Origin of the sequence: Micromonospora maritima (genome assembly GCF_902825405.1) — a bacterium.
In the GTDB taxonomy this organism is placed as follows: domain Bacteria; phylum Actinomycetota; class Actinomycetes; order Mycobacteriales; family Micromonosporaceae; genus Micromonospora; species Micromonospora maritima.
The window spans coordinates 1-20,344 of sequence record NZ_CADEAU010000003.1 but is presented as its reverse complement, the minus strand read 5'-3'; the positions used below and the strand labels follow the sequence as shown (position 1 = coordinate 20,344).

At 69.9% G+C, this 20,344-nt stretch carries 21 protein-coding genes, 1 tRNA gene and 2 pseudogenes; 16 read left to right on the top strand and 8 right to left on the bottom strand.

Going from position 1 to position 20,344, the window contains the following annotated elements:
- Window positions 1-23 precede the first annotated feature (23 nt).
- From HUW36_RS00850 to HUW36_RS00810, 9 genes are all read left to right on the top strand, one after another.
- Window positions 24-734 carry a response regulator transcription factor gene (locus HUW36_RS00850; RefSeq protein WP_425487212.1) on the top strand — a complete coding sequence of 237 codons (711 nt, stop codon included), beginning with the start codon at window positions 24-26 and terminating at the stop codon, window positions 732-734.
- 2 nt (window positions 735-736) lie between these two features.
- Window positions 737-2,308 carry a sensor histidine kinase gene (locus HUW36_RS00845; protein WP_174526294.1) on the top strand — a complete coding sequence of 524 codons (1,572 nt, stop codon included), beginning with the start codon at window positions 737-739 and terminating at the stop codon, window positions 2,306-2,308.
- 96 nt (window positions 2,309-2,404) lie between these two features.
- A complete protein-coding gene (locus HUW36_RS00840; RefSeq protein ID WP_174526293.1) occupies window positions 2,405-3,511 on the top strand; it encodes an alpha/beta hydrolase family protein in 1,107 nt (368 codons plus the stop codon).
- 74 nt (window positions 3,512-3,585) lie between these two features.
- Window positions 3,586-4,770: an efflux RND transporter periplasmic adaptor subunit gene (locus HUW36_RS00835; protein WP_174526292.1), complete on the top strand. Its 1,185-nt coding sequence runs from the start codon at window positions 3,586-3,588 to the stop codon at window positions 4,768-4,770.
- The gene (locus HUW36_RS00830) at window positions 4,767-5,510 is read left to right on the top strand and encodes an ABC transporter ATP-binding protein (protein ID WP_099164493.1); all 744 of its coding nucleotides are present in this window, start codon (window positions 4,767-4,769) and stop codon (window positions 5,508-5,510) included. The genes HUW36_RS00835 and HUW36_RS00830 overlap by 4 nt, the downstream gene beginning before the upstream one ends.
- Window positions 5,507-6,745, top strand: coding sequence for an ABC transporter permease (locus HUW36_RS00825; RefSeq protein ID WP_099164492.1), 1,239 nt, complete (start codon window positions 5,507-5,509; stop codon window positions 6,743-6,745). Before HUW36_RS00830 ends, HUW36_RS00825 begins: the two co-directional genes overlap by 4 nt.
- Window positions 6,746-6,756: 11 nt before the next feature.
- Window positions 6,757-7,221, top strand: a complete 465-nt coding sequence (locus HUW36_RS00820) for a hypothetical protein (RefSeq protein WP_174526291.1) — start codon at window positions 6,757-6,759, stop codon at window positions 7,219-7,221.
- A gap of 370 nt (window positions 7,222-7,591) precedes the next feature.
- Entirely contained in the window at window positions 7,592-9,601 is a 2,010-nt protein-coding gene (locus HUW36_RS00815) for a hypothetical protein (RefSeq protein WP_174526290.1), read from the top strand.
- Window positions 9,602-9,632: 31 nt separating this feature from the next.
- Window positions 9,633-10,028 carry a hypothetical protein gene (locus HUW36_RS00810; protein ID WP_174526289.1) on the top strand — a complete coding sequence of 132 codons (396 nt, stop codon included), beginning with the start codon at window positions 9,633-9,635 and terminating at the stop codon, window positions 10,026-10,028.
- A 386-nt stretch (window positions 10,029-10,414) separates the two neighbouring features.
- Here the strand turns inward: HUW36_RS00810 and HUW36_RS00805 are convergent, their stop codons facing one another.
- Window positions 10,415-10,909 (bottom strand): DUF6326 family protein, encoded by a 495-nt coding sequence (locus HUW36_RS00805; RefSeq protein ID WP_174526288.1) that lies wholly within the window; start codon window positions 10,907-10,909, stop codon window positions 10,415-10,417.
- Window positions 10,910-11,141: 232 nt separating this feature from the next.
- Between HUW36_RS00805 and HUW36_RS00800 the strand changes: the two genes are divergently transcribed.
- Window positions 11,142-12,230 (top strand): sensor histidine kinase, encoded by a 1,089-nt coding sequence (locus HUW36_RS00800; RefSeq protein ID WP_246247765.1) that lies wholly within the window; start codon window positions 11,142-11,144, stop codon window positions 12,228-12,230.
- The gene (locus HUW36_RS00795) at window positions 12,227-12,883 is read left to right on the top strand and encodes a response regulator (RefSeq protein ID WP_174526286.1); all 657 of its coding nucleotides are present in this window, start codon (window positions 12,227-12,229) and stop codon (window positions 12,881-12,883) included. The genes HUW36_RS00800 and HUW36_RS00795 overlap by 4 nt, the downstream gene beginning before the upstream one ends.
- A 50-nt stretch (window positions 12,884-12,933) precedes the next feature.
- Here HUW36_RS00795 and HUW36_RS00790 read toward each other — a convergent pair whose 3' ends face one another.
- Together HUW36_RS00790 and HUW36_RS35065 are read right to left on the bottom strand one after the other, a co-directional pair.
- Window positions 12,934-13,860 carry an IS3 family transposase gene (locus HUW36_RS00790; RefSeq protein ID WP_174526285.1) on the bottom strand — a complete coding sequence of 309 codons (927 nt, stop codon included), beginning with the start codon at window positions 13,858-13,860 and terminating at the stop codon, window positions 12,934-12,936.
- A gap of 91 nt (window positions 13,861-13,951) precedes the next feature.
- Window positions 13,952-14,167: pseudogene (locus tag HUW36_RS35065) on the bottom strand (transposase); the annotation flags it as partial.
- A gap of 169 nt (window positions 14,168-14,336) precedes the next feature.
- Here HUW36_RS35065 and HUW36_RS00785 point away from each other — a divergent pair.
- Window positions 14,337-14,657, top strand: a complete 321-nt coding sequence (locus HUW36_RS00785) for a hypothetical protein (protein ID WP_174526284.1) — start codon at window positions 14,337-14,339, stop codon at window positions 14,655-14,657.
- A gap of 160 nt (window positions 14,658-14,817) precedes the next feature.
- Here the strand turns inward: HUW36_RS00785 and HUW36_RS00780 are convergent, their stop codons facing one another.
- Window positions 14,818-15,654 (bottom strand): TIGR02452 family protein, encoded by an 837-nt coding sequence (locus HUW36_RS00780; RefSeq protein ID WP_174526283.1) that lies wholly within the window; start codon window positions 15,652-15,654, stop codon window positions 14,818-14,820.
- Between the two features lie 275 nt (window positions 15,655-15,929).
- Here HUW36_RS00780 and HUW36_RS34255 point away from each other — a divergent pair.
- From HUW36_RS34255 to HUW36_RS00765, 3 genes and pseudogenes are all read left to right on the top strand, one after another.
- Window positions 15,930-16,293 (top strand): annotated as a pseudogene (locus HUW36_RS34255) (transposase); the annotation flags it as partial.
- 83 nt (window positions 16,294-16,376) lie between these two features.
- Window positions 16,377-16,730, top strand: coding sequence for an effector-associated constant component EACC1 (locus tag HUW36_RS00770; protein ID WP_174526281.1), 354 nt, complete (start codon window positions 16,377-16,379; stop codon window positions 16,728-16,730).
- Window positions 16,727-17,851: a caspase family protein gene (locus HUW36_RS00765; RefSeq protein ID WP_174526280.1), complete on the top strand. Its 1,125-nt coding sequence runs from the start codon at window positions 16,727-16,729 to the stop codon at window positions 17,849-17,851. The genes HUW36_RS00770 and HUW36_RS00765 overlap by 4 nt, the downstream gene beginning before the upstream one ends.
- Before the next feature lie 199 nt (window positions 17,852-18,050).
- Here HUW36_RS00765 and HUW36_RS34250 read toward each other — a convergent pair whose 3' ends face one another.
- The 4 genes from HUW36_RS34250 to HUW36_RS00750 all read right to left on the bottom strand — a co-directional run bounded on the left by HUW36_RS34250 (window position 18,051) and on the right by HUW36_RS00750 (window position 19,694).
- Window positions 18,051-18,473, bottom strand: coding sequence for a site-specific integrase (locus HUW36_RS34250; protein WP_246247763.1), 423 nt, complete (start codon window positions 18,471-18,473; stop codon window positions 18,051-18,053).
- A complete protein-coding gene (locus tag HUW36_RS34245) occupies window positions 18,427-19,023 on the bottom strand; it encodes a hypothetical protein (protein ID WP_246247761.1) in 597 nt (198 codons plus the stop codon). Before HUW36_RS34245 ends, HUW36_RS34250 begins: the two co-directional genes overlap by 47 nt.
- On the bottom strand, window positions 19,020-19,418 hold the full coding sequence (locus tag HUW36_RS00755; protein WP_246247759.1) for a hypothetical protein: 399 nt from the start codon (window positions 19,416-19,418) through the stop codon (window positions 19,020-19,022). Before HUW36_RS00755 ends, HUW36_RS34245 begins: the two co-directional genes overlap by 4 nt.
- A 189-nt stretch (window positions 19,419-19,607) precedes the next feature.
- Window positions 19,608-19,694 (bottom strand) — tRNA-Leu (locus HUW36_RS00750).
- Window positions 19,695-19,892: 198 nt separating this feature from the next.
- Here HUW36_RS00750 and HUW36_RS00745 point away from each other — a divergent pair.
- Window positions 19,893-20,344, top strand: a 452-nt coding sequence (locus tag HUW36_RS00745) for a tetratricopeptide repeat protein (RefSeq protein ID WP_174526279.1), incomplete at its 3' end; no start/stop codon positions are given.

Genomic DNA, 20,344 nt, shown 5'->3' with positions numbered 1-20,344 from the left:
TTTCCCCGATAGACCTGGCAATCGTGTCTGATCGCCGTACCCGTGTGCTCGTCGTCGACGACGAGGAGAACATCCGTGCCCTGCTGTCGGCGACGCTGCGGCTGGTCGAGTTCGACGTGCGGGTGGCCGGCGGCGGCCATGAGGCGTTGGCCCTGGCCGAGGAGTTCGATCCGGACCTGGTGGTGCTCGACGTGATGCTGCCCGACCTCGACGGCTTCCAGGTCGCCCGGCGGCTGCGCGGCACGGGGGCCGGGGTGCCGGTGCTGTTCCTCACCGCGCGGGGCACGGTGGAGGACCGTATCTCCGGGTTGACCGTCGGGGCGGACGACTACGTGACCAAGCCGTTCAGCCTGGAGGAGGTGGTGCTGCGGATCCGGGCGATCCTGCGCCGCAGCCGCGCCGACGACGCGCCGGCGCCGGACGGCGTGCTGCGCTACGCCGACCTCGAACTGGACGAGGACGCGCACGAGGTCCGGCGCGGCGGCCGCGTCGTCGAGCTGTCGCCGACCGAGTTCAACCTGCTGCGGTACCTGATGGTCAACGCCGGCAGGGTGGTCAGCAAGGCGCAGATCCTCGACCGGGTGTGGAACTACGACTTCGGCGGCGACGGACGAATCGTCGAGTCGTACATCTACTACCTGCGCAAGAAGATCGACGTGCAGGCCCCACCACTGGTGCACACCGTCCGAGGCGTCGGCTACACGCTACGGGTGCCTCGCACCGGGGGTGGGTGACGGTGGGACGCCGTCGCGCCGTCCGCGTGCGGCGGCTGCGCCGCTGGGGACGCTGGACCCTGCGGTCCCGGCTGGTCGTGGTCGTGGCAGCGCTGACCGCGCTCGCGCTGGTCGCGGCGAACGCGGCCGGGCTGGTGCTGCTGCGCCGAACCCTCACCGACCGCATCGACGACCAGCTCACCGCGGTCAGCCGGCCGTTCACCCGGGACACCGTCCCGACCTACGACCCGCACGAGCGCACCCGCGTGCTGCCGCGCGCCCGGCTCGGCCCGGAACAGGTGGTGCTGCTGTACGGCCCGGACGGCAGCCTGGAGGACGTCCGGCGCTCCGACGAGTCGACCACGGTGCCGGTGGTCGAGCCGTACGACGGGCTCGTCGCCCGTGCCACCGACGCTCGCCCGTACACCGTCGAGGCCACCGACGGCACAGCCGCGTGGCGAGTCCTGGTGGTCGAGCGTGGCGACGACCGGGGCATCGCGGTGCTGGCGGTGTCGCTCCGTGAGGTCGAGGAGACCACCGACCTGCTGCTGCTGATCGACGCGGTCGTGATCGTGGTCGTCCTGATGCTGCTGGCGTCGCTCGCCGCGGTGGTGGTCCGGCTCGGCCTTCGGCCGTTGACCCGGATGGAGCAGACCACGGCGCAGATCACCGGCGGCAACCTGTCGCGCCGGGTGCCGGACGCCGATCCGCACACCGAGCCGGGCCGGCTCGGTGGGGCGCTCAACCTGATGCTGGACCGGATCTCCACCGAGGTCGCCGCCCGCCGCGAGTCGGAGCGGCGGTTGCGGCAGTTCATCGCCGACGCCTCGCACGAGCTGCGCACGCCGCTGACCTCCATCCGCGGTTTCGCCGAGCTCTACCGCCGGGGCGGAACGCCACCGGGTCCGGAGTTGGACGGGACGATGGCGCGGATCGAGGCCGAAGCCGCCCGGATGGGTCTGCTCGTCGAGGACCTCCTGCTGCTCGCCCAACTCGACCACGAACGCCCCCTGCGACGTCGACCGGTCGACCTGCTGGCCGTCGCCGCCGACAGCGTCCGCGACGCGCACGCCCGCGCACCGCAGCGGCGGATCCGCCTGGCGGCCCTCGACGACAACGACGGGTTCGAACCGGTGATGGTCACCGGCGACGAGCACCGGCTGCGCCAGGTGGCCGCCAACCTGCTCAACAACGCCCTGCAGCACACGCCACCGCAGGCCCGCGTGACGGTCCGCACCGGGCGACTGCGGGGTACCCCGGCCGGACCGGCGCCCGTCACGGCCGTGGGAGACCCGCTGCCCGCCGCAGCGCCGGTCGCGGTGCTGGAGGTGACCGACGACGGGCCGGGCCTGGCTACCGACCAGGCCGTACGGGTCTTCGAGCGGCTCTACCGCGCCGACCCGAGCCGGACCCGCGGCAGCGGCGGGTCCGGCCTCGGCCTGTCCATCGTGGCGGCCCTCGTGCGGGGACACCAGGGCCGGGTCGAACTGCTCACCGCCCCCGGCCGGGGCGCCACCTTCCGGGTCCTGCTGCCCTCGGTGCCCGACGTCGACCGCGACGAACTGGTCGACCTGCTGCGCACCATGCACGGCTGACCCCACCGGCGGCTGTTTGGAAACGTCCAGCGGGCACGGAGCCCGCTCCGAGCCTGCCCCCGTTCACTCCCGTACAGCAACCGAACGGGAGGCAGCATGCGTACGAGAACACGGACCATCGCGGCGACGGCGGCAGCCCTGGCATTTCTGACCGGGGCGCTCCTGGTGCCCCGATGGGTCGACGACACCCGCGACGGAGGGCTGCCGGTGACGGCGAGCGGCTACTTCTTCGTCGGTGGGCAGCAGGTCACCGACGACAGCGGCGACCGGACGTCGACCACCTGGACCGGACAGACGATGGTCCACCAACTCGTCCCCGCCGGGGCCGACAAGTCCCCGGTGATCATGATGCCGGGGCTCGGGCTCAGCTCGTCGATCTTCCTGACCACGCCGGACGGCCGGGAGGGTTGGGCACAGCAGGCGGCCCGCGCGGGCCACCCCGTGTACGTGCTGGACGAGCCGTCCCTGGCCATCTCCGGCTTCGACGTGCGGCCGTTCAACGCGGTCGCCGCCGGCGAGGCCCCACCCGCGAGCCAACCGACGATGTCGGTGTGGAGCGAGGAGGAGATCTGGTCGCGCTGGGGCTTCGGGGCGTCGCCCGGCCAGCCGTACCCGGACACCCGGTTCCCGGTGCGGGACATGGACCAGTTCCTCGCCGCCTTGCCACCGTACTGGCGATCTGACAGCGGCGCGGCTGGTGCACGCGCCGAGACGACCCCACAGCGACCCACCCCCGGACCGTCGGCGACCGCCACCGGTGCGGCCGACAGCGGCAGCCGGGGACCGGGAGCGACGGCTCAGGAACAGGCGCTGCTGGCCCTGCTGGAGCGGACCGGCCCGGCGATCCTGCTCGCCCACTCGGCCGCCGGTTCGGCCGCGTTCGCGGTGGCCGACCAACACCAACACCCCGAGCAGGTCGTGGCGGTGGTGGCCGTCGAACCCGTCGGCTGCCCCACCGACGCCGACCAGGTCCCCACCGCACCGACGATCGCGGTCTACGGCGACCGGATCGCCGAACGTCGGCAGACCGGGCGACTCGACGCCTGCCGGCGCACCGTCGGTCTCGTCGACACCGCCGGCCACCCGGCCCAGCTGGTGTACCTGCCCGACGAGGGCGTCCGGGGCAACACGCACCTGATGATGCAGGACGACAACAGCGACGACATCTGGCACCGGATCGAGGACTTTCTCGCCGACAGCTGACCGCCGCCCGACTCCCAGCCGGCTCCGAGGTTGCGCCGGGTGCGCTCCGAGCCGCCACCCCCAGGCTGTCGGACATGCGTGTGCGACGACTCATCCCTGCTCGCGGCCCGTCCCTGCTCGTCAACACCGGCCTCGCCGTGGCGGTGCTGCTCGCCGGCGGCTGGGCGTACACCACGTTCACCGCGCCGGGGACGGCGAGCGCCGGCGAGGCCCGGACGGTGCCGGTCAGCCGGGCGACCGTGACGTCCGCGGTGTCCGTACCCGGATCCGTGCGCAGCGCGGCGACCGCGACCGCGACCTTCGCCACCGCCGGGCCGATCACGGAGATCACCGTGGCCGTCGGCGACTCGGTGAAGAAAGGCCAGGTGCTGGCCCGGGTCGACGCCTCGGCCGCGAAGCGGGAACTCGCGGCGGCCGAGGCCGACCTGGACGCGGCGCAGGATGCGGCCGACCGGGCGGCGGAGACCGACGGTTCCACCACCCAGGCGGATGCGGCGGTGACCCAGGCGGAGCTGAAGGTCGCCGCCGCGCGGGAGAAGGTCGACGGCGCCACCCTGACCGCGCCGATCGCCGGCACCGTGGTGGCCGTCAACGGCAGCGTCGGGGACTCCGGCACCTCGGCGGGCGGCGCGACCGGAGGCGGCGCGACCACGGGCGGCGCGACCACCGGCGGCGCGACCGGAGGCGGGAGCACCGCGTCGGGCTCGGGAGGCGACGGACTCGTGCAGATCGCCGACCTGACCCGGCTGGAGGTCACCGCCGCGGTACCCGAGGCCGACGCTACCCGGCTCAAGGCAGGCATGCCCGCCACGGTCAGCTGGAACGCGCTGCCCGGCACCACCGCCGACGCGACGCTCGCCGCGATCGACCCGAACGCCACCACCGCCAACGACGTGGTGACCTACGGCGTCACCCTGAGCCTCAAGGACCGTCCGGACGCCGCCCGGCCCGGCCAGAGCGTGCAGGTCACCGTCACCCTCGACACGGCCGAGAACGTCGTCGCCGTATCCGCTCTCGCGGTGACCAGCGCCGGCAACCGGAACACCGTGACCGTCCTGGACAACGGCAACCCGGTCGTCCGCCCGGTCGAGGTGGGCCTGCGGGGCGACCAACTCGTCGAGATCACCTCCGGCCTGACCGAGGGCGACCGGGTCGTCCTGCCCAGCACCGGCGGCGCCGACCCGAGCACCGGCGGCGGCGGGCGCGGCGGGCCCGCGGGCGGCGGCCTGACCGGTGGCGGCGGGCGGGGCAACCGGTGACCCTCTACCTGGTCGACGGAGCCCACCGCACCACCGAGGGCCCGAACCGTCCGGTGCTCGACGTCCGTGACCTGACCAAGGTCTACGGACAGGGCGAGGCGACCGTGCATGCGCTGCGCGGGGTGTCGCTGACCGTCGCGGCCGGCGACTACGTGGCCATCATGGGATCCTCGGGATCCGGAAAGTCGACGCTGATGAACATCCTCGGCTGCCTCGACGTACCCAGCGCCGGCACCTACCGCCTGGACGGGGTCGACGTCAGCCGACTCGACGACGCCCGGCTGGCCCTCGTCCGCAACCGGCGCATCGGGTTCGTCTTCCAGTCGTTCAACCTCATCCCCCGCACCTCGGCGGTGGCCAACGTCGAGCTGCCCCTGGCGTACGCCGGCGTCAAGCCGGCCGAGCGACGCCGACGGGCCCTCGCGGCCCTGGACATGGTGGGTCTCGCCGGCCGGGCCGACCACGAGCCGAACCAGCTCTCCGGCGGGCAACAGCAACGCGTCGCCGTCGCCCGCGCCCTGGTCACCGAGCCAGCGCTGATCCTCGCCGACGAACCCACCGGAAACCTCGACAGCCGCTCCACCGAGGAGGTGCTGGCCATCCTCGACCAGCTGCACACCGCCGGCCGCACCATCGTCATGATCACCCACGAGACCGAGGTGGCCGCCCGCGCCCGCCGGCTGGTCACCCTCTTCGACGGACGGATCACCACCGACGTACGACAGGACGGTGCCCGGTGAGCCTGCTGGAGATCCTCCGCTTCGCCGGCCGCGGCGTCGCCGCCAACAAGCTGCGCTCGGCGCTGACCATGCTGGGCATCCTCATCGGCGTCGCCGCCGTCATCCTGCTGGTCGCCGTCGGCAACGGCTCCGCCCAGGCCGTCAACCGCAGCATCGAGGCGCTGGGCACCAACACCATCACCGTGTCCAGCACCGCCCGCGGCGGGACGACGCCGTCGGCACTCACTGTCGACATCGCACGGTCCCTGCACGACCCGGCACTCGCCCCCGACGTCCGCGCGGTCTCACCGGTGGTCAGCACCACCCCGACGATGACCCACGCCGGGACGGAGCACCCGGTGGCGCAGTTCCTCGGTACCCACCCGAGCTACTTCGGCTCGTCGAACAGCCCACTCGCCGCCGGCGCCGCCTTCACCGACCAGGACGTGGCCCAGGGTCGGCGGGTGGTCGTGCTCGGCCGGACCGTCGCCACCGAACTGTTCGCCGACACCGACCCGGTCGGCCAGCAGGTCACCGTCGGCGGCGCACTGTTCACCGTCGTCGGTGTCCTCGCCGAGAAGAGTTCGGCGTCCGGCTTCTCCGACCCGAACGACCTCGCCGTCGCCCCGCTCACCGCCGTGCAGCAGACCATCACCGGGTACGGCCCGGTCAACTCCATCCTCGTCGAGGCCACCGGCCCGGACCGCGTCAACGCCGCCCAGCAGCAGGTCACCCAGATCCTCAACCAGCGCCTCAAGCTACCGGCCGGCACCGCCGCCACCGGCCGTGGTGGAGGTGGTGGCGGTGCGGGTGCCGCGCCGTACCGGATCCAGAACGCCGCCCAACTCCTCGCCACCCGCACCGAGACCGCGCAGACCTTCACCGTCCTGCTCGGCACCGTCGCCGGCATCAGCCTGCTCGTCGGCGGCATCGGCATCACCAACATCATGCTGGTGACCGTCACCGAGCGGACCCGGGAAATCGGCATCCGCAAGGCCCTCGGCGCACCCCGCCGCACCATCCTCACCCAGTTCCTCGCCGAAGCGACAATGCTCAGCGTCCTCGGCGGCGGCCTCGGCGTGGCTGCCGCGCTGATCGGCAGCCGGTTCACCATCGTCGGCGTGCAACCGGTGATCGTGCCCAGCTCCGTCGCGCTGGCCCTGGGCGTCTCCGTCGCGATCGGGCTCTTCTTCGGCAGTGTCCCCGCCAGCCGCGCCGCCGGCCTGCGCCCCATCGACGCACTCCGCTACGAATGACAGGTGAAGACATGACGACCGACCTGGACACCGCTCTCGCCGCCGGACCCCGCCCCTGGCGGAACCGGGCCACCCCGTGGCTCGCGGCAGCGCTGCTGCTCGTCGGCGGCTTCGCCGGCGGCGCTCAGGCGCAACAGGCATACGGACCGGATCCCGCCCCCGCACCGGCGGGACGCGGGGCAGCGGTAGACGGACCCGCCGGTGGGGCCCGCGGCGGCGGTGCCCGTGGCGGTGGCGCCGCTCCCCCGGCCGCCACCGCCACCCCGGCCACCACCGGCACCGTCACCGACATCGACGGAGACACGATGAAGATCCGGCGCGAGTCCGGCGAGGTGGTCACCGTGCAGACAGGCGACCGTACGCAGGTCCGGCTGACCGGCGCGCTCAAGGACCTGCAGACCGGCGACACCGTCGTGGTGACCGGGAACATGCAGGGCAGCGACATCACGGCCGCCACGATCACCCGACAGAAGTAACGGCTCCTCCCAAGCCGGCGGTCATCGGACGGATCTGGTGGCACAGGCGGGCAGCCGCTCGGACGACGTCCGGCGCGCCGACCTGCCACGCGTCGAAGGGACCACGAGTATCGCCTGCTTCGCCGCCGCCACACGCGACTGGCAGTGCCGGAAAGGCATCCACAGCGTCGGCCGGGATGTTCTCGACGGTGCCGCCGGCCAACGGGCGGAAATTGCTGACCGCCGACCCGGCACCCCACCGCCGTAGGCGCTCCGGTCGACCGACCGCCGACCACCAGCGCCCGTCTGTGACCGTTCGAACAGCCGGGAACGCGCTTCTCCGATCGGCGGTCGCTCCGTAGGATCTCCGGCGATCAAGGGGGATGAAGCGGTGGGCGATTTCCAGCAGTTCGTGACGGATGTGACTTCGCGTCTGTCCACCATGTCCAAGGGTGAGTTGTACGTCGTCGGCGACGGCCTCGACCGGGACTCACTCTGGCTCACCTTTCTCGATTCCTTCCCCGCCGGCACCAATCCGCGGTTCCGTGAGCGATCCGAGTACGACTGCTCGACCTGCCGCGGTTTCATCAAGCACTTCGGCAACGTCGTCGAGATCCACGACGGGCGGGTCCGCACCGTCTGGTCCGGCGTCTCGGCATCCGACCCGGTCTTCTCCGTCGTCGCCGCCGCTCTGGACGAGTTCGTTCTGTCGCTGCCGTTGTCCACCGTCTTCCGGTCCGGTCAGGCGCAGTACGGAACGAAGACCACCCGAACGCTGCGCGACGGCCAGGTCGAGGTGTGGCACCACCTGCACGGCCGGGTGGGGAAGCGGCATCACGTCGAGGACGTCGGCGCGGCGCAGGGCAACTTCGACGCCGCGGTGCAGGTCTTCCACCGTGGCCTGGCCGAGCTGACCCCGCACGCTCTGGACACCGTCGTCGACCTTGTCGACGCCAACGCCCTCTACCGCGGCACGGAGCATCGTCGAGCGGTGACCGAGTTCCGGTCGCTGCAGAACCGGTGGACGAAGGCGACCGACGCACGTGCCTTCGTCTTCGCCAACGCCATGAACCCGGCGGCCCGTCTCCGCAACACGGTGATCGGCACCCTCGTGCAGGACCTCTCCGCGGGCGTCGACCTGGAGCAGGCGGTCCGGTCCTTCGAGGCAAAGGTGGCGCCGCAGAACTACCAGCGCCCCACGGCGTTGATCACCCCGGCCATGGTCAAGGCCGCCGTGAAGACCATTGCCGAGCTGGGCGTCGAGGAGTCTTTGCAGCGACGGTTCGCCCGGCTGTCCGACGTGTCGGTCACCAACGTGCTGTGGGTCGACAACGACACCCAGGCACGGATGAAGGACGGCATCGAAGGGCTGCTCATGCAGGCGGCCGCCCCCCGGTCGTCAGGTGCGCTCCTGCGCGACGCCAAGCCGGAGGAGATCCCCGTGGTCTCCTTCATGAAGGACATCCTGCCCGGCGCCGCCACCATCGACCTGTGGGTCGCCAACTCCCACGAGCCGAATCTCGTCAGCCTCACCACCGGCCGGCACCCGGGCGCTCCGCGGTTGTTCCGGTGGGACAACGACTTCGCCTGGTCGTACGGCGGCAACGTCACCGACTCGATCAGGGAGAAGGTCAAGCGGGCCGGCGGCAACGTCACCGGCAAGCTGCGGGTGAGCCTGTCCTGGTTCAACCACGACGACCTGGACCTGCACGTGTACGAACCCAACGGTGACCACATCTGGTACCAGGAGAAGCGCAACAAGCTGGACGTCGACATGAACGCCGGCGGGACGCTCTCCCGCGAGCCGGTGGAGAACGTCACCTGGACCGACCGTGTTCCCGACGGTGAGTACCGGATCGAGGTGAACCAGTACCGCAAGCGGGACAGCACCCAGGGCGGCTTCGTGGTCGAGACCGAGAGCAACGGGAAGATCGAGCACTACCGCCACGAGCGCGCGGTCGGCCACAAGGAGACCGTCGAGGTGGGCCGGATGACGGTTGCCGGTGGGGTGATCACCGCTTTCCGGCCGGGTAGGGACGTGCAGCCGGGCAGTGCCGGCAAGCAGTTGTGGGGCATCACCACCGAACAGTTCGTACCGGTGTCCACGCTCATGTACTCACCGAACTACTTCGACGACAACGAGGTTGGCAACCGGCACTACTTCTTCATCCTGAAGGGGTGCGTGAACGACCAGCCGACGCGCGGGATCTACAACGAGTTCCTCCGCGGCGACCTGCAACCGCACCGCAAGGTGTTCGAGGTCCTCGGCGACCGCACCAAGTGCGAACCGTCTCCGGATCAGCTCTCCGGCCTCGGCTTCAGTTCCACCGTCCGCAACTTCGTGGTCGCCAGGGTGACCATGACCGGCGGCCGACGCCGCCTCATCAGCATCCAGTTCTGATTCCCTACCCAGATTGTGCAGAGAGGTCACCATGACCATCTTCGAGAAGGCCACGCGGGAGAAGTTCCGTTATCCGTCGACCAAGGGACTGCTGTCCACGGAACAGCTGTGGGAGCTTCCGCTGACCGCCAAGTCCGGCTTCAGCCTCGACGACGTGGCCAAGGCGGTCAACGCCGAACTCAAGGCCGTCGACACCGAGTCGTTCGTGGCCACCGAGGCCAATCCGGCCAAGGCAACCTTGGAGACCAAGCTGGAGGTCGTCAAGCACGTCATCGCCGTACGCCTCGCGGAGGACCAAGCGGCGAAGGCGGCAGCGGCCAAGAAGCTGGAGAAGGAGAAGCTGCTGGCGGTCCTGGGCCGCAAGCAGGACGCGGTCCTGGAAAACCTGACCGAGGCAGAGCTGCTGGCCCGAATCAACAACCTGTAGCTCGCCGAACAGCGGCTCCAGTGGTCATTCCGGCCCCGGCCGTGCGCCAACGCGGAGATCGAGGCATCGTCGTACGGCGGTGGCCCGCCCGGTAGGAAGACCTGCCGGGCGACGACGGTTCGGCGCGGCCTGCCGTCCGGTGTGCTCGGGTGCGGCTTGCGTGGCACGACTCTTCGCCCCGGCAGGGGTGCTGTCGCCCGGCGGGAGGCGGGATCATCGCGGTCGCTCCGCCACCTCGCCGGGCTGCCGTCGCCGTCCCCCTGCGGGACGGCGACGGCAGCCCTGGACGTGCCCACGTGATCCAGTGCACCGCGGCCTGATCACGCGGCCGGCTGAGGGTGGTCGCGGCGGTCCTTGCCGCCGCGCTGCTCGTGCTTACGCCGCCGCTACCCGACGGGGCGGGCGACTCCGTGGTGCGTCGCGACGTCGGTGCCGTCCCGCTCTGGATCGTTCCGGGGCCAGGTCCATGCGGCGCGCAGGATGAAGGCCAGGAGCAGCACCTCGAGTCCGATGGACAGGCCGTAGAAGTAGAAGTAGCTCCAGGATGCGCCGTCCGCGTTGTAGACCGAGACGGGGATGTAGAGCGTCGCCACGACGAGGTTGGTGGCTCGGTTGACACGGGCGGGGAGTGTCGTGGCGAGCAGGATCATGAGGCTCGGGACGGCCATGAGCGTGAGCGCAAGGGAGACGAAGGTGGGGCCGGTGTCGAACTTGTGGACGACGCCCGCCAGGATGTCGTCGATGAAGCCGGGCTCGTACAGGCCGAGGTAGTCGACGTAGATGTAGAGGAACATGATGCTGGCCCAGGCCGCGGCGAGCTTCGCCTGGACGGGGATGTGCGCTTCCTGGAGCGCACCGGCTGGTCTGTCGGTTCTGGTCATCACGTCTCCTGTGTGATGGCGTCAGCCAGGTCGGCTCACTCGATGTCTTCAGCATGAGCAACCTCGACCGGCGCCACCTCGGCTCGCGGGCTCGAGCTGTCCTGGCCACAGGCACGGGACATCCGCCGTACTTTCGACTGATCCGCCTGAGCGGCGGCCCCCTTACGTTGTCCGGGAGGGGGGATGCATGCTTGCCGGGATCTGGGCTGAGCCGCGCCCCGCACGTCCGCCGGTGCGGGTCTGGCGGGACTGGGCGTTGTCCTCGACTCTTGTCGCGATCTCGCTCGTCGAGGTGATGCTGCGCGACGACAGGGCGTGGGCGCCGCTGCTGGTCGGTGTCAGCGTCGTGGTCGCGGCGTGCCTGCTGTGGCGACGCACGCGGCCGCTGGCCGCCGTCGCCGTGGCCTTCGGAACCGTTCTCGCGTTCGACATCGCGAGGATCGCGGTCATCGACACCACAGGTCTGCTGGGCATCGCGGGGCTGCTCGTGTTGCCCTACGCACTGCTGCGCTGGGGGGCAGGTCGAGAGGCTGCCCTCGGACTCGGCATCATCCTCGTCTGGCTACCCGTCACCCTCATCGCGGACCCGACCTCACCCGCGGAGAAGGTCGCCGGTTACGGCTTCTTCCTGTTCTCGGCCACGCTGGGCGCGGCAGTGCGCTACCGCACCAGAAGCCGCGACCGCGACATCGAGCAGGTGCGGCTCCACCAGCGCAACGAACTGGCCCGCGAGCTGCACGACACGGTCGGCCACCGCGTCCTGGCCATCGCCGTCCAGGCACAGGCAGGTCGCGCGCTGTCCGCCGCGGATCCGAAACGCGCGCTGGCCACCCTGGTCACCATCGAGGAAGAGGCGTCCCGGACGCTCACGGAGATGCGAGCCCTCGTGGGCGTGCTGCGCGACGGAACGGACGCCGATCTCGCAACCCGGCGAGGAGTGGTGGACGTCGAACGACTCGCTCGTCCCGGCGGCGAGGTGCCGGGCGTCCGCGTGCGGGTCCGCGGTGACGTCGAGGCCGTGGAGCCGGCAGTCGGCACCGCCCTCTACCTGATCGCCGCCGAGGCGGTCACCAACGCGACCCGCCACGCCTGCGGCGCCACCGGAGTCACCGTCGACGTCACCGCATCCCGCAGCCAGGTGCACCTGCGAGTGCGCGACGACGGCGAGGCGGGTACGACCAGCTCCCCGCACGCCGGCTACGGGCTGCGCGGCATGGCCGAGCGGGCGAGCCTGCTCGGCGGCACGCTGCGGGCGGGACCCGACCCGGACGGCGGCTGGAGTGTCGACGCCTCGCTACCGCTGACCGCGCGGGCCTCATGACCATCCGCGTGCTGGTCGCCGACGACCAGGACATCGTCAGGGCAGGGCTCTGCATGATCTTGAACGCCCAACCGGGCATCGCCGTCGTCGGTGAGGCCGCCGACGGCCGCCGGGCGATCGCCATGGCCCGCTCGCTGCGTCCCGACGTGTGCCTGCTGGACATCCGCATGCCCGACGTCGACGGGATCGAAGCCACCCGCCAGCTCGCCGGAGCCGACGTCGCCGATCCCCTGGCCGTCGTCGTCATCACCACCTTCGACCTCGACGAGTACGTCCACGGCGCGCTGAAGGCAGGCGCCCGAGGCTTCCTCCTCAAGGACGCCGGCGCCGAGATGCTCACCCAGGCCGTCCATGCCGCCGCCCGCGGCGACGCCCTGATCGCACCGAACATCACCGCGAGACTCCTGTCCTCCTTCGCGAACAGCCGCCCTCGCTCGGTGCCACCCGAGCCGGTCGAGCCGCTGACCGCTCGCGAGGAACAGGTCCTGGTGGCCGCCGCTCGCGGGCGGACCAACAGCGAGATCGGCGACGAGCTGTCCATCAGCCTCAGCACCGTCAAGACCCACATCGCCGCCGTGATGCGCAAGCTCAACGCCCGCAACCGCGTCGAGATCGTCATGTGGGCCTACGAGACACGCCGCGTCGGCACCTGACCGGCGCCCGCATACGCCCTTGAGGTTCCCCCGGTTTGCCGGAGGGTTGGTTACCTGGCGCCGGTGGGCTCAGGCTGAACGATAGCCGTCTCGTCCGGCCGGGCCTGGTGGGTGTGCCAGGCGGTTTTGTACTCGTCTGGGGATCGCCAGCCGAGGTCTTTCTGGATGCGGCGGGTGTTGTACCAGCCATCGATGTAGCTGAAGATCGCGTTCTCGGCCTCGTCGCGGGTCCGCCAGGAGTTGCGGTAGACCAGCTCGATCTTCAAGGTCGACCAGAAGTTCTCCATCAGGGCGTTGTCGAACGAGTCGCCGACCGACCCCATGGAGGGCAGGATGCCGTTGTCGGCCAGGCGTTGCGCGAAGCGGAACGACGTGTAGTTCGAGCCCTTGTCCGAGTGGTGGATCAGCTGGCCGTCACGAACGTCGCGGGACCAGACGCCGTATTCGAGGGCGCCGAGGATCAGGTCGGTGTCGCAGCGGTCGGAACACCGCCAGCCCACGATGCGGTTGGAGAACACATCCCGCACCGCGGCCAGCCAGAACACACCCTCACCGCAGGGGATGCGGGTGGCGTCAGCGACCCACAACCGGTTCGGCGCCGCAGCGGTGAACTCCCGGTTCACCAGATCCGGCGCCGGCGTCGCCTTCGGATTCGACCGCGTCGAGGGGATGCGCCACTTCTTGCGCAGGAACGCCCCTTGCAGGCCGACGTCGCGCATCAACCGCTCGACCCGTTTGCGGCCGACGTGCCGGCCTTGGCGGCGCAGCATGGCGTGCACCCGCGGACTGCCGTAGGTGCGGCCGGACACGTCGTGAATCTCCGCGATCTCGACCGCCAGCTCGGCGTCCTCGCGTCGCCGAGTGGACGGGTTGGCGGCTTGGGCGAGCCAGCCGTAGTAGGTCGACACGGCGATGTTGAGGACCCGGAGGACGGGCTCGACCCCGAAGCGATCTTTCAGCTCGTTGACGAGCGTCACGACCGTCGCCGGGTCGGTCGAGTTCCGAGGCGAAAAGAGCCGACGCGGCCTTCAGGATCTCGTTGGCCCGCTTCAGTTCGGCGTTCTCCCGCCGCAGCCGGCGCAGCTCCTCCAGCTCGGTGGTCGTCGGCCGATCTCCGCGCTGACCGCGGTCGGCTTCGTCCTGGCGGATCCAGTTCCGCAACGCTTCGTGATGCACCCCAAGCTGTCGGGTGAGTTGGCGGATCACCGGCTTCGGGTCCGACTCCCGGTATAAGCGCACTGCACGTTCACGCAGCTCATCGGGGTACTTCTTCGGTGCTGCCACGGATGACTCCCTTCAGCTCCATCAGAGCATGATCGAAAGCCTCCGAGCTACCGGGGGAACCTCACGTGCGCTACGAAGCCACCCTCACCATCGCCGCCATCAACCAATGGCTTCGCGCTACGAAACACGGCCTAGAGGAGCTTCCCCGACGACGGGCACGAACGACTTCATGCGCACCCAGACCGAGATCATCGAAAGGGCAGGCTGGGCGCTCGCTCTGGTCCACCCCACTGCCGACGACTCCAACGATGGCGGGCCGCTCGACTACACCGCAGGCCTCACCGCACACCGCTACCCAGAGCTTCTCGTCGCCGGAATTCGAGGGGCCCCCAAGGCCGAGGAGCCGGACGTTGGGGTTCGAGTCGTCGGGCAGGCCAGCACCTCGAAGTCGGGTTTGACCTGGAGTGTTGGGTTTGGGGGTGCGTCGGGATCGACACGAACCGATGCTCACCTCGGGTTGCACGTTACTGGTGCCATCCTGATCGGTTGACGTTCAACCTACACGGACTGTACGGGTCCCCGGACCGCCAACGGGGACCCGTACGGCACCACGTCGAGGGCTGACCTGAGGTTTGGGTCAGTTGTTCCGCCGGTCGTGCTCGTAGCTGAGCCGCTTCTCCTCCTGCGTGATCCGATGTACTCAGCGACGCTCACCGTCGATCGTTACCACCCGCCGAGTCCACGGCATTTCCTGGAAAGCGTTCCACAAACGTGCGATACACGGGTGTGCCCGGCAGGCCGTCGCGGATGGCGAACACCACGTGGTCGAATTGGTCGACCACCCGCAGCGCGTCGGCGAACGCGCCAGCCACCGTAGCGGGATCGTTGCGGAACACCCCGCACCCCCACGCGCCCAACACGATCGTTCGACGCCCGTGCGCAGCGGCGACCTCCAGCACCCGCCGAGCACGTCGGGCCAGCACCACCGGCACATCCGCAGCATGCTCGGGCTGGTTACGCACGATCGCCCCGAGGTTCGGCGCCGCAGCCGTCAGAAACGACGTCGTGTACGGCTGGTCGAGCAGGTTGCCCTTGTCGTCCCGGAACACCGGCACGGCCGGGGAGTAGATCACCCTGTCGCTGTAACGCAGATCCCGCTGCCCGCGATGGAATGCATAGAACTCCGGTGCGGCAAGTAGACACGGGTACAGCGCCGACGAGCGAGCGATACTCTCCTCCTGCGCCTTCGCCCCGCCCAGGAAACCGCCACCCGGGTTTTTCGCCGACGCGAACACCAGACACGCCGCACCAGGCCCAAGCCGGTACGCCGCCTGCAACGTCGACTCGTACGTCACCTCCACCATGCCGGCACCGGGCTCCGCGTTTCCCACCGCGAGCACCTCGTCCGGCAGGTGATGACGAGTGCCGGCGACCGCAGCACGCACCGCCCCGCCGATGACGACCTCATCACCGGCGCCATTGCGAAAGCACCCCGACTCGGCGATCGCCACCGTCTGCCGAGCAATCTCACGAAGACGGCCGCTCATCCGGCGTACCTGCATGCACCAGGACCAATGATCTGCACGGTCAGCAAGCTAGGCAGTCCCGCTCCGACCGGCAACCGATTAGTGATCCCCTTTGGCGTCACCGTAACGCCGGAGACGCGATACCCCGTGGCCCTGGTCTGATCTTGGAGCGCCGCCCGGTGGGCCGCAAGCAGGTGGAGCGGTTTAGAGCTCCTAACGAAATGATGTTGGGCGTGTCCTTGAGGACGTGGGGGTCGTTCTGTCTGAACGTGAGGAGGGGTGAGCAGCCGCCGTGGATTGTCTCGGACGAGCTCTGGGCCGAGATCGCACCGCTGTTGCCGCCCCGACCACCACGCAGGCACCGGTTCCCGGGCCACGCCTCTCGATGACCGCAAGGTGCTGTGCGGGATCCTGTTCGTGCTCTACACCGCGATCCCGTGGGAGTACCTGCCCCAGGAGCTTGGGTTCGGTTCAGGAATGACCTGCTGGCGCAGGTTGCGGGACTGGAACGATGCCGGTGTCTGGCAACGACTGCATGAGGTTCTGCTCGGCAGACTGCGGGCCGCTGGGCAGTTGGACATGTCCCGGGCGGTGATCGATGGCTCCCATGTTCGGGCCCTCAAGGGCGGCCCAAAACCTCAGAGATCTTGCCCTTCTTCGACTTGCATGCAGACTCGGAATGGCCGCCTACGCGACACTACCGGTATGTAGCGCTCGTGCAGCGGGTAGCGGATCATCGTTGGGTGCACGCAAGCATCGCACTTGTTGACGACACAGCCGATCAACTGGCGTCGCTCTACGCCTGGCTTCAACGCGACGACGAGTTGCGTGGTCGAATCCGATCGGTTGCGGCAGACCTGAAGCCGGGCGACATGGGCGGCCTCACAGAGACGTTGACCGTGGCGCTCGGAAGCGGCGGCGCGGTGGCCGTGCTCGCCGGCACGCTGAGTGCCTGGCTGTCGGCCCGCCGCACCAGGATCAGTGTCGAGATCATCGACGGCGACCGCAGCCGGCGCGTCGAGATCGACTCCGCGAATGCGAGCGAGGCCACCCGACTGCTGCGAGTAGCGTATGAGACGACCGGCGGGCTCTCATGAGCACGCGTTTGCCGGACCCAAGGCTCTCCAACGCCCTGCTGATCGGAACAGCGCAATTCACGAGTGATGCGATCAGTGACCTGCCGTCCGTCGCCAACAACGTGACCGCGCTGGCAGAAGTGCTCACCGATCGGGCCGCCGGAGTAGTAGACCCTTCCCGATGTCGCCAGCTGATCAATCCTCGCGTCCAGCACGAGGTCGGCACGGCGCTCGACGAGACTGTCAACGCCGCTGACGACACCGTGATCGTCTACTACGCAGGCCATGGACTTCTCACTCCTCGTGGGGTGCTGCACTTGGCCGTGGCCGACACCGATCCACACCGCGTTGCCTACACCGCCGTTCCCATAGAGTGGCTGCGCATGGCCTTGGCCGAGAGTCCGGCGAAGAACCGGATTCTGATCCTGGACTGCTGCTTCTCCGGGCATGCGGCGAGCGCGATGACCTCCGTCTCGTCAGTAGTCACCGCCGCCATCGACATCAGCGGCACCTACACCCTCACTTCCGCACCCGCGAACTCGACTGCCATCGCTCCGGCCAGTGAACGATTCACCGCCTTCACCGGCGAACTGCTCCGAGTCCTGCGCGACGGCATCCCCGGCGCGGACGACCTGCTCTCGCTACGCGACATCTACACCGCCCTCGTCCGTGGATTACACGCGCGTAGCATGCCCCGTCCGCAGCACCTCGGCACCGGGCTCGCCGACCACATCGCGCTCGGTCCGAACGCGGCCGGCAGGCCGCCGAGGCCTTCCATGGACGCCATCCCACCCGCCACTACCGAGGCACCGGAGAACGCGCCGCCGGCGCGAAGCGAGGAACTGGAGAAGAACTTCCACCAGGCGCTCGTCAACGGCTACCGCGCCATGAAGCGCGAAATCAACTACAACGCGACCATTTACATCCGCATGATCTCCACCCACGGCGGGCTCGGCGCGGCCCGGCAACTCCTGCACGCGTCCTCGGTCTCCAGCGGATTCACCACCCTCTGGGAGAAGGGCCGCCTCGACCTCACTGTGGAGGCATTCGTCCTGCGCGAACCCTGGTCGGCTCTCTTCACCGATGAGGAACTACAGATTGCCCGCGACCGGCTCGCTGAGTACGGCTACCACCCGAACTAACCACCGGCGCTGTGCCGAGCAACAGTCTTGACCCCGGAGCCCCCAAGATCAGCGGGCGGCGCCGAAGCTGCCGGTAGCAGAGGATGCGGCTCGCCTGTAAGCGCTGCCAGGGCTCGGGCGACCTCGTAGATGTCAGCTCGTACATAGGTGCTGGTCGTACCCGCATCGGACCTGCCGTTGTGACCTGCGAACGCTCGAGCTACCGCATAGCCGAAGCTCCGTTCCACCCTACTGGTGGTGCCGACATCACTGCCGCTGTCGGTATGCCCTGCGTACGCACGTGCCACGGATAGCCGAAGCTCCGCTCGACCCACGTCAGCGCCGTGTGCCGCAGCCAGTGGGTGCTGATCTGCTGCACGTACACCCACGGCAGATGCTCACCGATGCGCACCCACAGGTGGTCGTAGCGCCGGTAGGTGATCGGCTGCCCGTTGCGGTAACGCAGCAGCTGACCAGTTCCCGTCGCCTGGCGCTCCTCGGCATGCTGCTGCAGATGCCTCATCAGCGTCGGTGACACCGGCTGCCACCGCACCGTGTCGCCCTTCTCCCGCAGCAGGATCAGGCACTGGTCCGGGTCAAGGTCGACCGGCCTCAGCGCCAGCGCGCCCCGCCCCGGCGACACGCCGTCTCGGTGTGCAGCCGCAGCAGCAGACTGTCCAGGGCAGGGTCGTCGCCGTGCTGGCGGCAACGGCGTTGATCTCCGCGAACCTGCTGTCCGCCACCGCCCGTCTGGTGCTGGGCAGGCGCCGCGGCTTGGCCACCCTGAGCGCGGGATTGTCCGCCGCAGCGACGTAACCATCGGCCACGGCCCGCTTGTACAGGCACCGCAGCGCGGCGATCAGGTGCTCCGCCGCGCTTCGTCCGCCGCGCGCGTTGCGCCGGGCCACGACGTGCGTCTTGGCGTACTCGGCGAGCTGCTCGATCTCCGACGGCGTCGGCTCATCGAGCCGCCGCTGTCCCCAGTGCTCCAGGACCCGCTTCCAGTACGAGCCGTAGGCCCGCCGGGTGCCGTCGCTGACCGCCGCCGCTACAACCAGCACGTACTCGGCGAACGTCGGTGCGGGTGGACGGTCCAACGCCGCCTCGACAAGGTCAGCCGGCGAGATCCCCATCCGCGCCAGCAACAGCCGCGCGGCATCGAGTTCCGCCCGGCCAGCGGTGGTGTCGCTCACGCCTTACCACCGCCCAGCAGGTCTACGTGCACCGCGACGACCATCGCGTCCAAGGCGGCAGGAGGATGCACCACGAGCAGGCCGTCAGCAGGGTGGCCGGCCAGCAGCACCCGGTCGCCGGCGGTCAGCCCGCACCAGTGCCGGACAGCCGCCGGCAGGTGGAGGTGGCCCTGGCCTGTGATGGTGAAGACGCCCTGCCGGTCCAGCCGGACGACGATGACTCCCGAGCCCTCGCGGATGTGCAGACGGAAGCCCGGCCCCCATCCGAGTGCTCGGATGATGGTGCGATTCTGCCGCTGTTGTCGATGGCAGCCAGGCCGGCCGTACACCATCGTGCCGGCGTGGCGTCGGCAGGACCGGCAGGGGCAGCGGCGCACGGCGAGGAGCTCCACCACGCGGGCGACGAGAGCCCTGCTCCCGGTCGGCCAGCATCACCGGCGGGATGGCGGGGGCCACGGAACGATCAGCCACGACAATCGCCCCCGATCGAGACAGGGTCGATCGAGGGAGTCGCTGAGCTGAGCGTTGCGTGGTCAAGCGCGCTTGACCACCAGTACGCGAAACACAGCATGGATGCTGCAATTTGGTGTCCGAGGGGGGACTTGAACCCCCACGCCCTATACGGGCACTAGCACCTCAAGCTAGCGCGTCTGCCATTCCGCCACCCGGACCTGCACGTACAGCCTACCCGGTCGGCCGAGGTGATCTTCTCACCGGATCAGCCGGCCGTCGGGCCGCACGGGGGATTACTGTACACGGCCCGGAACGATCATGCACATCACCACCAGCGCCCCACGTTTGCCCAGGTCAACGCCGTCCATCAGCGGGCGGGTAGCGCGCGACGGACGATTCCGGGCAGCATTGCTCACGTGCCCCACCCCTCCCCGTTGACCGCCGCTCAACACCAGGCCCTCGCGCTGCGCGCCGCGGGCGACCTGACCGGCGCCCGCCGGCTGCTCGCCGATGCGATCGCCGCGGCCCGACCGGCGTACGGCGAGGACCACCAGGACGTCCTGACCACCGGTCACCTGCTGGCCCGACTGCACCGCGAGGCCGACGACCCGGCCGCCGCCCGCCGGACGCTCGAAGAGGCGTACGCGGCCGGTGAGCGCCGTCGTGGCGATGCCGACCCGCTGATGCTCGCGCTCAGCTTCGACCTGGCCGGCGTGGCGGAGGAGCTGGGCAACCGGCACGAGGCCCGCCGCAACTACGGCCGCGTCGCCACCGCCGGGCCCGCCGTGCTCGGTCCGGACCACCCCGCGGTACGCGCGGCCCGGCACTACCTCGGCGGCTCCGCCGCCGCTCCCGCCGGCTACGGCCC